General features: G+C 69.9%; 19 protein-coding genes and 1 tRNA gene. 10 read left to right on the top strand and 10 right to left on the bottom strand.

Annotated elements, in window-relative coordinates; genetic code table 11:
• Positions 1-119: 119 nt before the first annotated feature.
• From BLS97_RS10115 to BLS97_RS10100, 4 genes are all read right to left on the bottom strand, one after another.
• Entirely contained in the window at positions 120-440 is a 321-nt protein-coding gene (locus BLS97_RS10115) for a hypothetical protein (protein WP_157695344.1), read from the bottom strand.
• 113 nt (positions 441-553) lie between these two features.
• Positions 554-641: transfer RNA gene (locus BLS97_RS10110), tRNA-Ser, on the bottom strand.
• A gap of 58 nt (positions 642-699) precedes the next feature.
• Entirely contained in the window at positions 700-1,173 is a 474-nt protein-coding gene (locus BLS97_RS10105; RefSeq protein WP_231988465.1) for a nucleoside deaminase, read from the bottom strand.
• Between the two features lie 5 nt (positions 1,174-1,178).
• Complete coding sequence (locus BLS97_RS10100) at positions 1,179-1,655, bottom strand: tRNA adenosine deaminase-associated protein (protein WP_231988463.1); 477 nt, start codon at positions 1,653-1,655, stop codon at positions 1,179-1,181.
• Between the two features lie 149 nt (positions 1,656-1,804).
• Here BLS97_RS10100 and BLS97_RS10095 point away from each other — a divergent pair, with 149 nt between their 5' ends.
• Positions 1,805-2,809: a prephenate dehydrogenase gene (locus tag BLS97_RS10095; RefSeq protein ID WP_090481855.1), complete on the top strand. Its 1,005-nt coding sequence runs from the start codon at positions 1,805-1,807 to the stop codon at positions 2,807-2,809.
• A gap of 66 nt (positions 2,810-2,875) precedes the next feature.
• Positions 2,876-4,207 carry a hypothetical protein gene (locus BLS97_RS10090; protein WP_090475857.1) on the top strand — a complete coding sequence of 444 codons (1,332 nt, stop codon included), beginning with the start codon at positions 2,876-2,878 and terminating at the stop codon, positions 4,205-4,207.
• Between the two features lie 109 nt (positions 4,208-4,316).
• On the opposite strand, the gene BLS97_RS10085 is transcribed toward BLS97_RS10090, so the two are convergent.
• Both BLS97_RS10085 and BLS97_RS10080 read right to left on the bottom strand, forming a co-directional pair.
• Positions 4,317-5,420 (bottom strand): copper resistance D family protein, encoded by a 1,104-nt coding sequence (locus BLS97_RS10085; RefSeq protein WP_157695343.1) that lies wholly within the window; start codon positions 5,418-5,420, stop codon positions 4,317-4,319.
• Positions 5,421-5,450: 30 nt separating this feature from the next.
• Positions 5,451-7,133, bottom strand: a complete 1,683-nt coding sequence (locus BLS97_RS10080; protein ID WP_090475855.1) for an ABC-F family ATP-binding cassette domain-containing protein — start codon at positions 7,131-7,133, stop codon at positions 5,451-5,453.
• A 188-nt stretch (positions 7,134-7,321) separates the two neighbouring features.
• Here BLS97_RS10080 and BLS97_RS10075 point away from each other — a divergent pair, with 188 nt between their 5' ends.
• Together BLS97_RS10075 and BLS97_RS10070 are read left to right on the top strand one after the other, a co-directional pair.
• A complete protein-coding gene (locus tag BLS97_RS10075; protein WP_157695342.1) occupies positions 7,322-7,909 on the top strand; it encodes a putative glycolipid-binding domain-containing protein in 588 nt (195 codons plus the stop codon).
• A 70-nt stretch (positions 7,910-7,979) separates the two neighbouring features.
• Complete coding sequence (locus tag BLS97_RS10070) at positions 7,980-8,174, top strand: antitoxin (RefSeq protein WP_090475853.1); 195 nt, start codon at positions 7,980-7,982, stop codon at positions 8,172-8,174.
• A gap of 61 nt (positions 8,175-8,235) precedes the next feature.
• On the opposite strand, the gene hrpA is transcribed toward BLS97_RS10070, so the two are convergent.
• The gene (gene hrpA, locus BLS97_RS23845) at positions 8,236-12,495 is read right to left on the bottom strand and encodes an ATP-dependent RNA helicase HrpA (RefSeq protein WP_231988462.1); all 4,260 of its coding nucleotides are present in this window, start codon (positions 12,493-12,495) and stop codon (positions 8,236-8,238) included.
• Between the two features lie 111 nt (positions 12,496-12,606).
• On the opposite strand from hrpA, the gene BLS97_RS10055 reads away from it, so the two are divergent.
• The 3 genes from BLS97_RS10055 (at position 12,607) to BLS97_RS10045 (ending at position 14,736) form a co-directional block, all read left to right on the top strand.
• Positions 12,607-13,500, top strand: a complete 894-nt coding sequence (locus BLS97_RS10055) for a DMT family protein (RefSeq protein ID WP_197676503.1) — start codon at positions 12,607-12,609, stop codon at positions 13,498-13,500.
• A gap of 129 nt (positions 13,501-13,629) precedes the next feature.
• Positions 13,630-14,190, top strand: a complete 561-nt coding sequence (locus BLS97_RS10050; RefSeq protein ID WP_090475852.1) for an SHOCT domain-containing protein — start codon at positions 13,630-13,632, stop codon at positions 14,188-14,190.
• 342 nt (positions 14,191-14,532) lie between these two features.
• Positions 14,533-14,736 carry a cold-shock protein gene (locus BLS97_RS10045; protein ID WP_090475851.1) on the top strand — a complete coding sequence of 68 codons (204 nt, stop codon included), beginning with the start codon at positions 14,533-14,535 and terminating at the stop codon, positions 14,734-14,736.
• A 41-nt stretch (positions 14,737-14,777) separates the two neighbouring features.
• On the opposite strand, the gene BLS97_RS10040 is transcribed toward BLS97_RS10045, so the two are convergent.
• Positions 14,778-15,863, bottom strand: a complete 1,086-nt coding sequence (locus BLS97_RS10040) for an FAD-dependent oxidoreductase (RefSeq protein ID WP_090475850.1) — start codon at positions 15,861-15,863, stop codon at positions 14,778-14,780.
• A 186-nt stretch (positions 15,864-16,049) separates the two neighbouring features.
• The gene (locus tag BLS97_RS10035) at positions 16,050-16,391 is read right to left on the bottom strand and encodes a hypothetical protein (protein ID WP_157695341.1); all 342 of its coding nucleotides are present in this window, start codon (positions 16,389-16,391) and stop codon (positions 16,050-16,052) included.
• Position 16,392: 1 nt separating this feature from the next.
• Between BLS97_RS10035 and BLS97_RS10030 the strand changes: the two genes are divergently transcribed.
• Positions 16,393-16,602: a hypothetical protein gene (locus BLS97_RS10030; RefSeq protein ID WP_090475848.1), complete on the top strand. Its 210-nt coding sequence runs from the start codon at positions 16,393-16,395 to the stop codon at positions 16,600-16,602.
• Here the strand turns inward: BLS97_RS10030 and BLS97_RS10025 are convergent.
• A complete protein-coding gene (locus BLS97_RS10025; protein ID WP_090475847.1) occupies positions 16,574-17,341 on the bottom strand; it encodes a TetR/AcrR family transcriptional regulator in 768 nt (255 codons plus the stop codon). The genes BLS97_RS10030 and BLS97_RS10025 overlap by 29 nt on opposite strands.
• A gap of 126 nt (positions 17,342-17,467) precedes the next feature.
• On the opposite strand from BLS97_RS10025, the gene BLS97_RS10020 reads away from it, so the two are divergent.
• Both BLS97_RS10020 and BLS97_RS10015 read left to right on the top strand, forming a co-directional pair.
• Positions 17,468-17,941, top strand: coding sequence for a nitroreductase family deazaflavin-dependent oxidoreductase (locus BLS97_RS10020; protein ID WP_090481850.1), 474 nt, complete (start codon positions 17,468-17,470; stop codon positions 17,939-17,941).
• A 46-nt stretch (positions 17,942-17,987) separates the two neighbouring features.
• Complete coding sequence (locus BLS97_RS10015) at positions 17,988-18,815, top strand: DUF1295 domain-containing protein (protein WP_231988461.1); 828 nt, start codon at positions 17,988-17,990, stop codon at positions 18,813-18,815.
• Positions 18,816-18,830 lie beyond the last annotated feature (15 nt).

The following is an 18,830-nucleotide window of genomic DNA, read 5'->3' as shown; positions in this document are numbered from 1 at the left end:
ACGGCTCCCGGCGGCGGTGAGGATGGGGGACTCGGTGTCACTGGGGCCGTGAGAACAACTCTGCGGCTCGGGTCTGTGGCGATGGGGTGGCGGACCTGAGCGGTAGCCATGACCCGAGGTCAGTCGTCTCTGGCCCGTCCGCGAAGCAGCGATGTCGGGCCGTACACCACGTGCTCACCGTCGAGCAGCGTCATCCCCGAGATCCCGGCCCGCCGCAAGCGGGCCGCGTTGTGCTGGATCCACTTCTCGGCCGCGTCGGCCGAGGTGAACCGGACCGGTGGCCCGACGACGGCCACCCCGGCGTCGTCGGCGAACAGCCATCGCCAGTCGCCTCGGGCCGAGCCGACCGGTAGCTCGTCGCCGAAGGGACTCAGGGCTTCGAGGAAGGCCAGCACACGATGACGCAACGAGGGCCGTCCGGCCGGAATCAACTTTCCCATATACCCACCGTCCCTTCCGCATGTGGGCGGTTGCGGTGCACCGCCTGTGAAACGGGTCAACGCTCCAGAGACGGAAGAGCCCCGCCGATCGAATGATCGGCGGGGCTTCAACGTGGCGGTGGCGGAGGGATTTGAACCCTCGGAGGCTCTCACCTCACACGCTTTCGAGGCGTGCTCCTTAGGCCGCTCGGACACGCCACCGCAAGAAAGTATAGGTGAGGTTCAGGACCCCTCCGACCACGCCGACGGCTGCCGCGGATCAGCGGCGGGGGGCGAAGAAATCGACCAGCGCGGCGGCGCACTCGTCGGCCAGCACCCCGCCGCGGACCTCCACCCGGTGGGTCAGCCGGCGGTCGCGCATCACGTCCCAGAGCGAACCGGCGGCCCCGGTCTTGGGCTCCCAGCAGCCGAACACGACGGTCTGGATCCGGGCCAGGACGATCGCGCCGGCGCACATCGTGCACGGCTCCGCGGTGACGGCGAGCGTGTATCCGGTCAGATTCCAGTGGCCCAGCGCGGCCGCGGCGGCCCGCAGCACCAGGATCTCGGCGTGGGCCGTCGGGTCGCCGGTGGCCTCCCTGGCATTCCCGGCGGTGGCCACCGGAGCACCGGACGCATCCAGGATGACGGCCCCGATCGGGACGTCGCCGGTGGCCGGAGCAAGGGCCGCCGCGGCCAGCGCCGTGCGGATCAACGCCTCGTCGGCCCGCCGGATGTCGGCAAAGCCGGGCACGAACGTCAGACCTTTTCCAACAGCGCGGCGAACTGATCGCCGAAACCGCACCGCTGGGCGATCAGCGACAGCTGCTCGTCGGGATACAGATCGGACTCGTCGACGATCAGTTGCATCTCCTGCTCGTGCATACCGAGATCGGCCAGCAGCGCGAGGTCGCCCTCCGGCCACGGCTCGTCGTCGACCTCGTCCTCCTCGGGGGCCTCGATGTGCAACTGGTCAAGGACATCGGCCGCGATGTCGTAGTCCAGGGCGGCCGTCGCGTCGGACAACAGAAGGGAAGCGCCGCCCGGGATGGGCCGCACGATGACGAAGAACTCATCGTCGACGGCGATCATGCCGAACACCGGCCCGGTGGCCGCCACTCGCCGGAGCGCGGTGATCACGCCGTCCAGATCCTCCAGCAACTCCTCGTCGAGCAGCGAGCACTTCCATGCGCCGTCCTGCAGGACAACTGCCGCAGCGAACCCGTCGATAGTCACGCGGCAGACGTTACGCAGGTTCTTCCCGCGGGGCCACGCCCTTGACATCGAACCAGTTCACGACGTCGACCGCCACGGAGCCTGGGTGCCGGGCCCGACTTCGGCGGCCGCACTACTGCGCGGGCGCCGGACCGACCATGATGATCACCATGACGTTTTCGGAAGTCGGCGATCCCACACCACCGTTGTTCGTCCTCGGGCTCGGCCTGATCGGCGGTTCCTTGATCCGGGGGGCCACGGCGTTCACCGAGGTGTCCGGCTGGTCGCCGACCGCGGCGACCCGGGACGCCGCGGCGGCCGACGGGTTCACCGTGCACAGCTCGCTGGAGGACATCCTCGATGCCGCCGCGGAACAGGACGGCCTGCTCGTCCTCGCGGCGCCGCTCACCGCGTTCGACACGTTGCTGCCCCGGATCGCCGAGCGAGCGCCCACCGTCAAGCTCACCGATGTCGCGAGCGTCAAGGCCCCGGTCGCCGACCAGGTCGCGGAGCTGGCCCCGGAGGTGCGATACGTCGGTTCGCACCCGATGGCCGGCACCCAGTTCAGCGGATGGTCCGCCGGGTCGGCCGGCCTGTTCGACGGCGCGGCCTGGGTCACGTGCCTCGACGACGACTCCGACCTGACGGTCTGGGGGGACGTGGCCGGCCTGGCCCTGCGGCTCGGATCGCGGGTGGTGCCGACCGAGGCGCCCGCTCACGACGACGCGGTGGCTCGGATCTCGCACGTCCCTCATCTGCTCGCCCTGGCCCTGGCCCAGGTCGCCCAGGCCGGCGGATCGCTGGCCGGATCGCTCGCGGCGTCGTCATTCGCCGATGCCACCCGGGTGGCCGCGACCCGGCCCGAGTTGATCCGGGCGATGTGCGAGGCGAACGGAAAGGCACTGCTCGGCGTCATGGACGAGACCCTCGGCCTCCTTGGCGTGGCCCGCGGCTCCCTGGCCTCGACCGGATCGCTGCAGAAGCTGACCAGTGGTGGGCACGAGGCGCGGGTGGCGTTCGAACATCGCGCCGACTCGCTGATCGAGCTGACCCTGTCCGGTCCGGATCTGCTCGACCAGCTGATCTCGGTCGGGTCGGCCGGCGGTCACGTCGCCGGCCTGATCGGTGCCGACGACGATCTCCGGGTCCGCGTCTGGTACCCCAGCGAGGCCTGACGAGCCTCTACGCTGCAGTCAGGAGCGAGGGCCGGTGCCGGCCGGCCAACAGCGAAGGGCAGTGCCATGCAGCGGCTTGCGGGATTCATGCGGACGTACTGGACGCGCGGCGAGCCGGGGCGGTCGACCCCGAGGTCGCTGGCCGTCTTCATGCAGCGGATGTGGATCGCCGCGCTCGCGTTCAAGCTGCTCGGATCCTCCTGGGACGTCTCGTGGCACTTCAAGTGGCTGCGTGACGACTTCGCGCCGCCGCACCTGCTCAACACCGTCGGCACCGGCATCGCCATCGGCCTCGTCCTGGCCCACACCTTCACCGGGTACGGGGTGGAGCGGACCTCGCTGCGGATCATGCAGTGGGGCACCGGCATCTTCGTCGTGGCCGGCCCGATCGACGTCGTCAACCACCGGATCAACGGTCTGGACCTGACGGCCTGGTCGCCGTCCCACCTGCTGCTCTACACCGGCACCGCGATCATGGTGGTCGGCGTCATCCGGAACTGGTTCCGCACCTACCCGCGGGACGGGCGGTTCGCCCGCCAGTGGACCGTCGGTCTGATCGCCCTGTTCGCCTTCATGTTCGAGGATCTCTACTTCCCCACCGGCCAGCAGGAATACGGCGTACTCGAGGTGGCCTCCTGGCTGCGCGGCAGCCCCTACGCCGAGCCGTCGCTGCTGGCCTTCGCGGCCAAACAGCTCGGCCGGCCGGTGGACGACGTCGCCCTGAACCATTTCGCCATGCCCATCCAGCCGTGGGTGTACCCGGTCTGGGTGCTCGCCGTGTGTGTCGCCCTGCTGCCGCTGGCGCGGATGATGGTCGGTTTCCGCTGGACGGCCACCCTGGTCGTCGCCGGCTACGTCGTCTACCGGTGCGTGCTGTGGCCGCTGCTGGTTCTCGGCACCTTCCCGCCCAGCTACCTCCCGCTCTATCTGCTGCCCATCGGGCTCGCCGTCGACCTGTTGTTCCTGCTCCGTCTCCGTCCGTACCTGCGCGCGGTGGCCGGCGGGCTGCTGATCACCGCGATCGGATACGGCCTGTACTGGCTCAGCGCCGTCATCACCGGTACCCCGACCGATCTGGCCCGGATGAACATCGCCCAGATCCGGGCCGCGTTCACCTCCGGGTCGCATCTGCTGACCCCGCCGGTGGCGTGGTGGTCGATCTGGATCGCCCTTCCGCTGGCCGTGCTCACCTGGTCCGGAGTCACCTACCTGGCCGACCGCGGTGCCGGCCTGGGCCGCCCGCGGCCCCCGGCCCTCAGTGTCGAGTTCGGGCCCGAGCCCCGGCGCGACGAGCACGGCCGGTTGGACGGTTGGCCGGGCCAGACGGACAAGGCCGAGCCGGCCCCGCCGGTTCAGCCGACCGCACCCGCGAAGCGGGGGACCGGCGCCCGGACCTGACCGCCGGACCGCGGCCGGCGCTGTCCCCCCGATTTCCGGCCGGTCACCCACCTGAGGCGGCGGCCCCACCTGAGGCGGTCGCCGGCCTCACCGGCAAGGGACCGGTAGCTCAGAACGGCGTGACCGACGCCCGGGTCAGCACCACCGCGACCCCGAACGCCACGGCCAGGGTGACGATCTCCCAGCCGCACCACAGTGCGACGGAGGTCGCCTTCTTCTGCACCACCAGGGGCAGGATCCGGGTCCGGACGCGGACCGCGATGATCGCGATGATCACCATGCAGACGGCCTTGGCCAGCAGGATCACGCCGTAGCGGGTGGTCACGATCGAACCCGGCAGCTGCGTGATCGGCGACAGGGCCAGCTCCAGCAGGCCGTTGAACACGCCGGTCACCCCGACGACGAAGACGCACCAGGTGGCCAGCTTGGAGAACCGCGGCAGGGCCTCGGCCAGAAGGGCCGGCTCCCGGGCCAGGAAGATCACCAGGGCGGCCAATCCGCCGGCCCAGGCCGTCGCCGCGACGACGTGCAGTTCCATCGAGACCATCGACAGATCGTGGTAGTACCAGTTGGCCGCGTGCCCGGTGAGCGGCAGCGGCAGGAGGCCGAACAATGCGATCCCGACGCGCAGTTCGGCCGGCACCTTCTCCCCGTGCCGGACCGCGACGCGGGCCAGCCACAACGACAGCAGGGCGCACCCGGCCGACATCAACAGGCCTTTACCGGCCGCGATGTTGCTGACGTAACTCCAGATCGAGGCGGGGGTCACGGTCCGCGTCGGGTCGAGTTCGACCGACAGCAGGACGACCGAGACCAGGGCCGAGATCGCCCACAGGGCCGATGCCCAGACGGCGTAGCTACGCGACCGGCCGACCACCGCCTCGGTGCGCTCGGGCCGGTCGAAGCCGACCATCTTGGACAGCAGACCGAGCCCGGTCACGGCCACGGCGCTCAGGTCGAGCAGCGTGCGGAACACCGGGATGCCGATGGTGACGATCCACGGCGGGGCGACGATCCCGGCCACCGACGATGCTTTCGTGACGTCGGAGCCGACGATCGTTGCGACCAGGCCGGCCGCCACCACCAGCAGGGCGAACAGTCCGCCCGAGGTCACCAGTCCGGCGAACCGCACGGGCCGGGCGGAATCCGGCCGGGTCCGGGTTCCAGGGGTCCGGACGACCCCCGACGACTTCCGGCCCGGCGCTGTACTCACCTCAACATGGTGACACGGCCGGCGGTCCCGTCACCGCGTCCGCTGCACTCGGGAGACATCCCAGACCGGATCGTCGTATCGGGCCACCGAGCCACTGGCGTCGAACACCAGGAACGCGTCGAAGGTGCGGGCGAAGGTCCGATCGTGGGTAACGGCCACCACCGTGCCCTCGAAGGCGTCCAGGGCCTGTTCCAGGGACTCGGCCGAGTGCAGGTCGAGGTTGTCGGTCGGCTCGTCGAGCAACAGCAACGTGGCCCCGGAGAGCTCCAGCAGCAGGATCTGCAGCCGCGCCTGCTGACCGCCCGACAAGGTGTCGAAGGTCTGCTCACCGGAACGGGCCAGTCCGTAGCGGTCGAGGGCGCGGGCCGCCTGCTCACGTCCCATCCCGGCCCGATGGTCGTCACCGCGATGCAGGATCTCCAGCAGCGTGCGCCCGGACAACTCCGGGTGGGAGTGGGTCTGCCGGAAGTAACCGGGCCGGACCCGCGAACCGAGGACCACGGTGCCGGTGTGCCGGACCGGATCGACCGGGGTGTCGCTCACCGGCTGGTGCTCGATGTCCGGGTCGCTGCCGCCCGCGGCCAGCAGCCGCAGGAAGTGCGACTTTCCGGAGCCGTTGGCGCCGAGCACGGCCAGCCGTTCGCCGTAGAAGATCTCCAGGTCGAAGGGCTGCATCAGGCCGGTGAGCTCCAGTTCGGTGCACACCACGGCCCGCTTGGCGGTGCGTCCGCCCTTGAGCCGTATGGTGACGTCCTGCGACAGCGGCAGTTCCTCCGGCGGCCCGGCCTCCTCGAACTTGAACAGGCGGGTCTTCGCCGCCTGGTACCGGGACGCCAGGCTGTCCATGTAGGCCGCCTTGGTTTTGTACATCTGCACCAGGGCCTTGAGCTTGGCGTGTTCCTCATCCCACCGCCGACGCAACTCCTCGAGGCGGGAGTTCCGGTCGAGGCGAGCCTGGTGGTAGGTGGCGAACGAGCCGCCGTGCACCCACGACACGGCCCCGGCCACCCCGGGTTCCAGCGTGACGATCCGGTCGGCCGCGCGGGCCAGCAGCTCACGGTCGTGGCTGATCAGCAGCACGGCCTTGGGCGTCTCGGCGAGCTTGCCCTCCAGCCAGATCTTGCCCGGGACGTCCAGGTAGTTGTCCGGTTCGTCCAGCAGCAGCACCTCGTCCGGACCGGCCAGCAGCAGCTCCAGCACCAGTCGCTTCTGCTCGCCACCGGAAAGGCTGGTGACGGCCCGGTACTTGGCCCGGTCGTACGGAACGCCGAGGGCGGCCACGCAGGCGAAGTCGAAGGCGTTCTCCTGGTCGTAGCCGTGCACGTCGGCCCAGTCGGCCAACGCCTGGGCGTACCGCATGGCGACGGCGTCGCCCTCGTCGCTCATCATCTCCAGTTCGGCCGCGTCGATCCGGGCCGCTACCTCGCGAACGGGAGCCGGCGACACCGTCAGCAGCAGGTCGCGGACGGTGGAATCGTCCCGGACGGAACCGATGAACTGCGGCATGACGCCGAGGCCGCCGGAGCGGGTGATCGCTCCGTCCTCGGCCTCGAGCTCCCCGGTGATGATCCGCAGCAAGGTGGTCTTGCCGGTCCCGTTGGGCCCGATGACGGCCGTGACGTTGCCCTGCCCGAGACGGAACCTGACGTCGGCCAGCAACGGCCGGCCGTCGGCCAGGGAGTAGCTGATACCGGCGACCTCGAGATGTCCCACGTCGTTGACCCTCGCCCACGGCGCGCTGGCCCGTCAAATGACTTGCCGGGGTCGCCGGGCCGGTGACGCAGACACTCCGGTTTCCGGGTGATGTCGGGCTCGTCAAACTCCTGGATCTGGGTGAACATCTCACCCGTTGCGCCCGCCGTGGCCTTGCGGGTGGGGCCAACGGGTTTAACGTATTTTCTGTGACCACCACAACGACATCCACGCGCATGCTGACCTGGACCTCGGACGACCAACACCGACTGGAAACCGTGCGGGTGGTGCTCACCGACCGGGGACTGCGGGCCAGCGGCCACATCGTGTCGGCCGCCATGGAGGCCTTCGGTGTCGCCTACACGCTGCTGGTCGATCCCGAGGGCCGCAGCCGACGGCTGACCGTGCAGAGCGATTCCGGCACCGGCGAACGCACGCTGACCCTCTCCCGGGTGCCGGGCGGGCAATGGGTGGCCGACTCCGGCAGCGGCCCCCGCACCCTCACCCAGGTGGAACCGGCGCTCGACATCGATCTGGTGGCCTCCGCGTTCACCAACTCGCTGGCCATCCGGCGCCTCGGCCTGCACCGCAACATCGGGCAGGCCAACCTGACCGTGGCGTCGGTCGGCGGCGCCGACCCCGAGGTGACCGCGGTCCAACACATGTACCGCACCGTCTCGGCCGACTCCAACGGCGCCGTGATCCTCTACACCGGCCCGATGGGCGAACGGGAGCTGACGGTCGACGCCGACGGCTTCGTGCTGCATTTCCCGGGTCTGTCCGACCGTCTACGGTAGTCAGGACTCCGATCGGGCGTGCTGCTGAACGTGATCACGCCCGGTCCTGACGCGAGGAGAAGGTGCGGCCATGGTGGATTTCGGCGAACTGAAGGACAAGGCCGAGGGCCTGGTTTCCGGGCACGAGGATCAGATCAAGCAGGGTATCGACAAGATCGGTGACTTCGTCGGGGAACGGATCGGGCACGACAAGGTCGATCCGGTCGAGGAGAAGTTGTCCGGTTTCGTCGACTCGCTCGGGCGGAACAAGCCGAGCGAGCAGTAGCTCTTCCATTCCCTGACACCGCCCGGCCCTCGACCGTTGCCGACGGCCGGGCGGCGGGCGTTCACCGCCGCAGCGTGGCGATCGCGTTGCGCAGACGCTTCTCCGAGACCGGCACGGCGGTGCGCATCGGCTGCGCGAAACTGGCCACGCGGTACTCGTCGAGCAGGCGGCGGACGTCGGCCACATCAGGGTCGTGCGCCCGCTCCGGCCGCAAGGCGGCCACCGCGTCGTCGATCTCGGCCTCGAGCGCATTGATCTCGGCCATCCGTTGCCGGTCCCGGTCCGGATTCTCCCGCAGCCGATCGGCCCTGACGCTGAGCGCCTGCAGGTAGCGGGTCAGATCCGGCAGGTGGGCGGCGGTGGTGCGGGTGAGGAACCCAGGGTGCACCAGTCGCTTCAGCTGCCGTCGCAGGTCGGCGACCTGGGGCGCGAGCGCGGTTCCGGCGATGCCGTCGATCAGCCGTTCCGCCTCGTGGGCCTCCTTCAGCGCCGCCTCGGCGGCCACCACGATGTCCAGCACCGCCCGATCCAGTTGCGGCGTCAGTTTCTTCACCAGGGCGGCGTACTCGGCCGCGGTCCAGGCCGGTCCGCCGGCCCAGTCGAGCAGGGCGTCCACGGCCGCCTCGGTGGCGTCGGAGAGCAGCGCGGCGACGCTCCCGTGCGGGGTGACGGTCAGGGTGAGCATCTGCGGCCGCGACAGTGCGTTCCGGACGTGGGTGAGCGGGTTCTTCGCACCCAGCACCAGCAGCCGGCGGATACCGGCCCGCATCGCCCGCTGCTGGTCGGCCTCGGAGGCGAACACGGTCACGCCCACCTTCTGGCCCTCGTCGACCAGCGCCGGGAATCCCTGCACCTCGTGTCCGGACACCCAGGTCGTGGTGGTGCGGGGGATCCCGTCCGGCGGGAACCCGGTCAGGCCGGTCCGCTCGACCGTGCCGGAGGCCTTGGCCACCGCCTTCCGGCCGTCGGCGCGCAGGGACTCCTGCAGCTGCGACAGGTTCTTGCCCTCGCCAACGGCTCGCCCGGAGTCGTCGACCACCCGGAATCCCAACCGCAGGTGGTCCGGGATCTTCTCCGGTTCGAAGTCGTCGGCCCGGACGACGACGCCCGTCATCGCGGTCAGGGTCGCGGCCAGGGCCGGCGCCAGACCGGACGGGCCGTCGTCGGGGATCTGCGACAGAGCGGCGGCGGCGAAGTCCGGCGCGGGAACGAAGTTGCGGCGCAACGTTTTCGGCAACGAGCGGATCAGGGCCACCGCATAGTCCTTGCGCAGGCCGGGAATCTGCGCGTCGAACGCGGCCGGGTCGATCCGGGCCAGCACGGCCAGCGGAATGGTGACCGTCACTCCGTCGTCCGTCCGGCCGGGTTCGAAGACGTAGTCCAGACCGAGGTCCACGTTCCCGGCGGTGAACGTGTCCGGGTACGCGGTCAGGTCGACGTCCCTCGACCCGGCGTTGCGCAGCATGTCCGGGGTGAAGGTCAGCAGATCCGGGTGCTCGCGAGAAGCCTTGCGCCACCAGCTGTCGAAATGCCGCGAGGAGGTGACGTCGGCCGGGATCCGTTCGTCGTACAGGGCGAACAACGACTCGTCGTCGATGACGATGTCGCGACGCCGAGCCCGGTCCTCGTGTTCGGCGACCTCCCGCAGCGCGGCGAGATTGGCGGCGAAGAACGCGTGCCGCGTCTGCCAGTCGGCCTCGACCAGGGCGTGCCGGATGAACATCTCGCGACTGGTCACCGGGTCGATCCGGTCGAACTGGATCGACCGCGCCCCGATCAGGGTGACCCCGAGCAGCGTGACCTTCTCGGTTGCCGTCACCTGACCGCGCCGGGCGTCCCAGCGCGGCTCGGAGTAGCTGCGGCGCAACAGGTCCCCGCCGACCTTCTCCACCCAGGTCGGGTCGACCGCGGCCACGATCCGCCCCCACAGGCGGGAGGTCTCGACCAGTTCGGCTGCCACCACCAGCCGCGGGCCGGACTTGGCCAGCGCCGACCCGGGCCAGATGACGAACTTCGACCCGCGGGTTCCCTGATACTCCCGGCCCGGCTCCAACCGCAACCCGATGTGCGACAGCAGCCCGGACAGCAGGGCCGTGTGCACGCGCTCGGTGTCGACGAAACTCACGTGAGAGCCCTTTCCCTGGGTCGTGATCACCGCGGCGGCGACGCCGACCGGCTGGGCCTCGACCACACGGTTGTCCCGTTCGACGGGGCGACGGCCCCGACGCTTGCCACCGGCGGCCGAACTGCGTCCGGAGGCGGAACGGGTGGCGGCTGCGGGCGGCGGCTTCCCGGCGTCCGCGGTCACCTGCGCGGCGGCGACCATCGCCCGCGACTCCGTGTCCATCTTCAGCTGGCGGGCCACCTGACGCAGTTGGGCGTGCAGGTCCTGCCACTCCCGGATGCGCAGGTAGTGCAGGTACTCGGACCGGCACATCCGGCGGAAGGCATTGCCGGAGCGGGCTTTCGCCTCGTCGGCCAGATAGTTCCAGAGGTTGACCAGCGACAGGAAGTCCGACTTCGGGTCGGCGAATCGGGAGTGGGCGGCGGTGGCCCGGTCGCGGTCCTCCAACGGGTACTCCCGAACGTCCTGGATGGCCAGGGCGGAGGTGATGACCAGGACGTCGGCCAGACAGCCGAGCCGGTCGGCCTCGACGATCATCCGGGCCAGCCGGGGGTCCAGCGGCAGCGCGGCCAGCGCCCGGCCGGTCGGCGTCAGCCGCACCCGGCCGTCGTCCCCGGAGCGGTCCAGTGCCCCCAGTTCGGTGAGAACCGTGATGCCGTCGGTGATCTGTCGGGTGTCCGGCGGCTCCAGGAACGGGAACGAGGCGATGTCCCCCAGCTCGAGTGAGGCCATCTGCAGGATCACCGACGCCAACGACGTCCGCGAGATCTCCGGGTCGGTGTACTCCGGGCGACCGGCGAAATCCTCCTCGGAGTACAGCCGGATGCAGATGCCGTCGGCCACCCGGCCGCAGCGGCCCGCCCGCTGGCCGGCCGAGGCCTGCGAGATCGGCTCGATGGGCAGTCGCTGCACCTTGGTCCGCGTCGAGTAGCGAGAGATCCGGGCCGTACCGGGATCGACGACGTACCGGATCCCGGGCACCGTCAGCGATGTCTCGGCGACGTTGGTGGAAAGCACGATCCGGCGGCCGACATGCGAGGAGAAGACCTTGTGCTGGTCGGCCGCGGACAGCCGCCCGTAGAGCGGGAGCACCTCGGTGTGTCCCGGACGCGAGGCCAGGTGACCGCGCAAGGCCTCGGCCGTGTCGGTGATCTCCCGTTCACCGGACAGGAACACCAGGACGTCGCCGTCGCCCTCCCGGGCCAGTTCGTCGACCGCGTCCACGATCGCCTGGGCCAGGTCCCGGCTGCTGTCGTCGCGGGACACCTTGCCGCCCTTGGGCTTCGGAGCATCTTGACGAGGTACCCGGTCGGTGTCCTGGCTGTCGAGCTCGTCGTCGGAAAGGTCGTCCGCGCCGTACGGCCGGTACCGGATCTCGACCGGGTAGGTGCGTCCGGAGACCTCGACGATCGGGGCGTCACCGAAGTGCCGGGAGAACCGGCCCGGGTCGATGGTGGCCGAGGTGATGATCACTTTGAGATCGGGCCGCTTGGGCAGCAACTCGACCAGGTACCCGAGCAGGAAGTCGATGTTCAGGCTGCGTTCGTGGGCCTCGTCGATGATGATCGTGTCGTAGGCGCTCAGCAGCCGGTCCCGGGTGATCTCGGCCAGCAGGATCCCGTCGGTCATCAGCTTGACCAGGGTGTCCGGGCCGGTGTGGTCGCCGAACCGGATGGTGTAGCCGATGGCGTCGCCGAGCTCGGTCCCGGTCTCCTCGGCGATCCGCTCGGCCAGGGCCCGCGCGGCGATCCGGCGGGGCTGGGTGTGCCCGATCAGCCCGCGCACGCCCCGCCCGATGGACAGGCAGATCTTCGGCAGCTGGGTCGACTTCCCCGAACCGGTCTCGCCCGCCACGATCACCACCTGGTGGTCCCGGATGGCAGCGGCCAGGTCGTCGACCCGCTCGGACACCGGCAGCTCGGGCGGGAAGGTGACGTCCGGGACGCCGGCGACACGGCGGGCCAGCTTCTGCTCGGCCGCCCTGATCTGCCGGTCGAGGTCGGTCAGAGCCTGGCTCGACCCCTCGTCGTTGCGCTCGCCCCGTCGCCCCTGGCCGGAGCGGCGACGCAACCCGCCCAGCCGGCGTCCCAGCCGACCGGCGTCGGCCGTCATCACGTTGTCCAGCCGGGCGATCAGCGCACCGACCGTCGGGGCCGCGCTCGTGGTCGTTCCGCCCTCGTTCAATTCCAGAGTCATGTCTCGTCCAGAATATGTGTCGCGCCCGCCGACGGTCGCCGAACGCGCTCCCGGCCGGACCGGGCCGCAGAACGTCACGGCCGGCCGGATCGATTCTGCGACACTGGGCCGATGTTCGTCGGATACCTGCTGGCCGTGATGGCGGCGCTCGGGTCCGGTGTCGGGTCGGTTCTGGAGTCCGTCGCCATCCGCCGCTCCGGTGCGTACGGGGGTGACGCCGACGACCTGGGCAAGATCGGGCGGCAGCCGCTCTACCTCCTCGGGGTGGGGATCGACATCCTCGGGTTCGTGGCCGGCGCCGCCGCCCTGCACCGGCTGCCGCTGTTCCTGGTCCAGTCGGTACTCGCCTTCAGCGTCGGGGTCACCGCGACCATCTCGGCCTTCCTCGGTACCAAACTGGGACGCATGGGCTGGACCGGCCTCGGCATCGCCGCGCTCGGCCTGATCACCCTCGGGTTGTCGGCCGACCCAGGGCCGGCCCACCCGCTGCCGCCCGGCTGGCGGTGGGTGATCCTCGGTATCGTCGCGCCGGTCGGCCTCATCGGCTTCTACGGAAGCCGGGTGGAGAGCCGCTGGTGCGCCGCGCTCCTGGCGTTCGGTGCGGGCCTGGGATTCACCGCGGTCGCGGTGTCGGCCCGGACCCTGCACGTACCGCCTCACCTCTGGGCCTGGTTGGCCGAGCCCTCGATCTGGGCGATCGTCCTCAACGGTGTGGCCGCGACCGTCGTGTTCGCCCTGGCCCTGCAGAAGGGCACCGCCACCACGGTGTCGGCGGTCATGTTCACCACCAACACCGTGCTGCCGTCGGTCATCGGCCTGACGCTGCTGGGTGACTCCATCCGTGACGGCTGGGCCGTCCCGGCCGCCGTCGGCTTCGTCCTGGCCGTCTCCGGCGCCGTCGCCCTGGCCCACTTCTCGTCGGTGCACGTCGTCGAGATCCGGCCTCTGCACCTGCACCATCGGGCCGAGGACGGCGACGGGCGTCTGGCCGCGGAGAGCGCGTAGGGCCGGCCTTCCGCCGGATCGGTCGGCCGGTTCCGGGACCGCGGGATCGGGGTCACCCCGTCCCGACCGCGCCCGGCGCGTGCCAGACTCGAACGCGCCATGGCCCCGACGACTGGAGGACGACGCCAGATGGTGTCCTTCGACCTGAAGAAATTGTTCCGCGTGCCGGACGCGCAACAACGGCTCGCCGGTCTCCACCTGCGCGGCGACCTGCAACGGGCGGCCGGGCACATGGCGTCGGACGAACGATCGGATGCGCACCTCAAGCCCGTGGAGGACCTACTCACCGAGACCGAATCGGTGATCAGGATCGTCGAGGGGACGCGCGACCGGCGCATGGGCTTCCTGGTGTTGACCACGGAGAACGTGATCTTCCGGCTGCACGGCGCCGCACCCGGCCTCGGAGAGGTCGTTCCGCTCGGCGGCGTGACCGACGTGACGGACGACGTGAAGAGCATGACCGGCCAGGTGCGGCTCGAGACGGCGGCCGGGCAACTGGTGGTGGGCAAGATCCTGGGCACCCAGGCGGCGCAGTTCGCCCTGGATCTCCGTGAGCAGCTCCGCTCGCCCGGGCTGACGCCGCGCGACCCGGTCGCCGAACTCCTGGAACTGCGCGAACGCCATGCGGCCGGGCTGGTGAGCGACGCCGACTACCGAACGGCGAAGGCCAAGCTCCTCGACCAGCTGTAGGCCCTTCGGCCCAGGTCAGACGGGGCGCACGCGCGTTCGGCCTCGCTCCGCGCGGCCGCCCTGAGCAGGGGTGATCACTGACCGTCCACCCATCCGGCGGTGGCGATGATCATTACGCCGGATGGGTGCAATGAGCGTAAGTTTGCGTCCGGATTCGGTGTTCAGTCCGTGTCATGGAATACTGGGTCTTGGTTACAGTTCTTGAGTTCGTGTCATAGCGGTCCCAAGGCAGTCGATCGTCTTGGGACTTCTCGGATCTTGTGTCCGAAATGTCGCACTCGTCGACGAACCCGGAGAGACGAAACACGTCCCTCTGATCGGTCACATGCAAGGAGAAACAACATGGCACAGGGAACCGTCAAGTGGTTCAACGCTGAAAAGGGCTTCGGCTTCATCACCCCCGAGGGTGACGGACCGGATGTCTTCGTCCACTACTCGGAGATCCAGTCGGGCGGCTACCGCTCGCTCGAGGAGAACCAGAAGGTGACCTACACGGTCACCCAGGGTGCGAAGGGCCCGCAGGCCACCGGCGTCACCGCCGTCTGATCTGCGTTGATCCTCGGACCTAGGTCCTAGATCTTCCTGCTTCAGGGCGCCACTCCTTCGGGAGTGGCGCCCTGAAGTGCTTTCCGGGTGGGGTCAGCCAGTAGCTGCTGCAACTCGCGCACCGCGAGACGCCCCGCGCGGTTGGCCCCGATGGTGGAGGCCGAGGGGCCGTAACCGACCAGGTGGATCCGTCGATCGGTGGCCACCGCCGTCCCGTCCATCACGATCCCGCCGCCGGGGGCGCGCAGGTGCAGCGGTCCCAGATGGTCGAGCGCCGCACGGAAGCCCGTGTTCCAGAACAACACGTCGGCGTCGAAGCGCGAGCCGTCGGCCCAGACCACGCCGGCGGGGTCGATACGGCTGAACATCGGCCGGCGATCCAGCAGCCCCGAGGCCAGGGCCGCGCGAACCCCCGGCGTCAGGCCCAGCCCCGTCACCGAGACCACCGACCTCGGCGGCAGCCCCCGCCGCACCCGATCGGTCACCATCGCAACCGCGACCCGGCCGGCTTCCGGGCTGAAGTCCCGCTCGAGGAAGACCGGTGTCCGGCGCGTCACCCAACGATGATCGGCCGCGTGCGGAGCGAGCTCCAGCAGCAGTTGCACGGCCGAGATGCCACCGCCGATCACCACGACCCGCGCACCGTCGAACTCGCCCGGGTCGCGGTAGTCATGGGTGTGCAGTTGCCGGCCGGCGAAGGTATCCGCGCCCGGATAGAACGGCCAGAACGGCCGGGACCAGGTCCCGGTGGCATTGATCAGCGCCCGCGATCGGTAGAGATGGCCGTCGGTGCTGGTGGCGACCAGGTGCTCGCCGACCGATTCGACCGACCGCACCCTGACCGGGCGGCGGATGTTCAGTCCCATCTCGGTTTCGTAGCGGGCGAAGTACGCCGGGACGGCCACTCGGGCCGCCGTCATCGGGTCGACCGGCGGAACTGCCGAGCCCGGGAGTTCTCGGATGCCGTTGACCGTCTCCATGGTCAAGGTCGGCCACCGGTGCTGCCACGCACCGCCGGGGGCGGCCTCGCCGTCCAGCACGAGGTAGGACAGACCGGCCCGCTGCAGGTGGAACGCGGCTGACAGCCCCGCCTGTCCGGCCCCGATCACCAGCACGTCGACGTCCACGCGGCCCCTTCCGGCTTCAACCGGCACAACCGAGGAGCACCCGGAGTTGTTCCCGCCGTTGGTGGCGCCGACAGCCACGGGAATGATGGCCGCGGCGTCCGACGGGAGAGCACATCCCAACTGGCCGAAGCACGAACCGGGCCTGCCCCGGGAGCCTGTGCAACGGACTCGCGGACCCCGCCCGTCCTAGGGTGGGGCGAGAAGCGAGGAGATGCACGTGGCGAGAATGCGAGATCTGATCATGGGGGTCGGCACCGGGTTGGTGGCGATCACGCTGCTCGCGGGGTGCGGGGCCAGTTCGTCGGGGTCGCCGGTGAGTTCCAGTGCGGGCGCCCCGAGTTCCGGTGCGTCGGTGTCGGTCCCCTCCGCTGCGACGACGGTGTCGCCCCCGAGCACCGAGACCCGGCCGCCGGGGAGTTCCGGGATCGGCAGCTCCCCGGCCGGACCGTCCGCCCCCGCAACGACTCCGTCGAGGTCGACCGTCGTTCCGATCCCCCTGACCACGCCGGCCGACGGAGCGAAGCTCACCTTGACCGGCACGGTGGAAGCCGGGGTCGAACCCAGTTGTCTGATCCTCACCGACGAGAAGACGGGGTTGCGGGTGAATCTGACCGGCGGGGATCCCAAGATCGTCAAGGTCGGAGCGGACGTGACGGTGACCGGCCAGATCGTGAAGAACATGATGAGCTACTGCCAGCAGGGCGAGGTGTTCAAGGTGCAGAAGGCAGCGGCGAAGTGAGCGCCCCGGCAAGATGGTCGGGCGGACGGAGGCCGACGTACCGGCCCATCGACTCGGCGGCCGCCGCGAAGAACTCGTCGGCCGGGTCCATCGAGCCCACCAACTGCCCGAACAGCTCGAATGTCACCATCCCGAACAGTTGGGTCCACGCGACGACGCCGCGCAGGGCGACCCCGGGCGGGAGCTGAACCGCCAGGGCGGTGGTGACCGTGCCCAACTGATCCCGGAGCCGATCCGGTAGCCCCGGCGCTCCCTCGGCGGTCACATCCGGCTCCGCCCCGACCAGGGCCCCGATCGAGAAGGCGTGCTGGAGCACCCCCATGATCACCGTCGGCACCCGCCCGGCGGGGACGATGGTGTCCTGCGGCGCCCGGTAATCCGGTATCGGTGTGCCGAAGATCAACTCGTATTCGTGACGATTGCCCAGCGCCCAGTCCCGGACGGCGTGGCTCACCGCGCCCCAGCGATCCCACACGCGATCGACCGGGATCGGGGCGTCGGCCGCCTCGACCGCCGCGCCGAGTGAGTCGTACGCATCGATGATCAGGGCCGTCAACAAGTCGTCCCGGGTCGGGAAGTACCGGTAGACGGCCGACGAGACCAGGCCGACCTCGCGGGCCACCGCCCGCACCGACAGCCGGGCCGGCCCCTCGACCCCCAGCTGTCGGCGCGCGGCGTCCTTGATCGAGCTGGTCAAGGCGGCGCGGGCCAGTTCCCGGGCCGTCACGCTGGCGTTCATGCCCCCATCATGCCGCATACGGAGAGCGCCGATCAACGACGAGATCACTGCTCTTGACAATGCCGCGAGCAGAGAGTTCACTGATCCATAACGAGAGCACCGCTCTCTCTGTTGGAGGAGGACCTCATGTCGACAGTGCGATACGTGAAGCCGGGCCGTTGGACCGCCGCGTTCAACTCGGTCACGGCCCTGATGACCCGGATGGGGATCACCGTGTGGGGCAGCCGTCAGCTCTACGTCCGCGGGCGTTCCAGCGGACAGATGCGCCAGACCCCGGTCAACCTGCTCACGTTCCAGGACCACCGCTATCTGGTCGCACCCCGCGGAACCACCCAGTGGGTGCGGAACCTGCGCGCCGCCGGGGAGGGCCAGCTGCGCCTCGGCCGACGGATCCAGACGTTCACCCCGACCGAACTCGCCGATGAGCAGAAGCCGGCCATCCTGCGGGCCTACCTCAAGCGCTGGAAGTTCGAGATCGGCGTCTTCTTCGACGGCGTGGGGCCCGACGCCACCGATGCCGAACTGCTCGCCATCGCCCCTGGCTACCCGGTGTTCGAGATCGCGACCGAGACCGGCGCCGACCCTCGTTCGTCCCGGTGAGGCATCCGACGTACAGGTCCGTGATCGAAGGTGGAATCCTGAAGAGGTGAGTCCTTTCGTCGCCAGTCTCTGGGTCGCCCTCGCCTTCACCCTCGCCACCTGGGCGCTGTCCTTGATCACGGGTGACCACTCGTGGGTCGATCGGATCTGGTCCGTCGTGCCGGTCGTCTACCTGTGGATCTTCGCCGTCGGAGCCGGGCTGGCCGACGCGCGGCTGGACGTGATGGCCGGGCTCGTCACCCTCTGGGGCGCTCGACTGACGTTCAACTTCGCGCGGAAAGGCGGCTACGCCAAAGGCGGGGAGGACTACCGGTGGCCGTTGCTGCGCAGCCGGATGTCCGGTTGGCAGTTCGCGTTGTTCAACTTCTTCTTCATCTCGGCCTACCAGAACGCCCTGCTGCTGGCCATCGCCCTGCCGACCGACACCGCGCAACGCCACCAGGGTGGGTTCGGCGTCATGGACGTGCTGGCCGCGATGGTCTTCCTGGTGCTGCTGATCGGCGAGACCGTGGCCGACCAACAGCAGTGGAATTTTCAGCAGCGCAAGAAGGCCGACGCTGCCGCGGGACGCCCGTCCGGGGTCGGCTTCCTCCGGGCCGGATTGTTCCGGTACAGCCGTCATCCCAACTACTTCTGCGAGATCGCCATCTGGTGGGTCGTCTTCGCGTTCGGCGCGATCGCCGCCGGCTCGGTGGTGCAGTGGACCGCCGGCGGAGCAGTGCTGCTGACCCTGCTGTTCGTCGGCTCGACCAACTTCACCGAGGGCATCACGGCCGGGAAGTACCCGGAGTACGCCGAGTACCAGCGCACCACGTCGGCCGTCGTCCCCTGGCCGCCCCGACGCTCGGCCGACCCGCAGACCAGCCCGGCCTGAGGCCTGCGACCCGAG

Source organism: Nakamurella panacisegetis (assembly GCF_900104535.1).
GTDB lineage: Bacteria > Actinomycetota > Actinomycetes > Mycobacteriales > Nakamurellaceae > Nakamurella > Nakamurella panacisegetis.
This window is presented reverse-complemented; position numbering and strand designations above follow the sequence as displayed.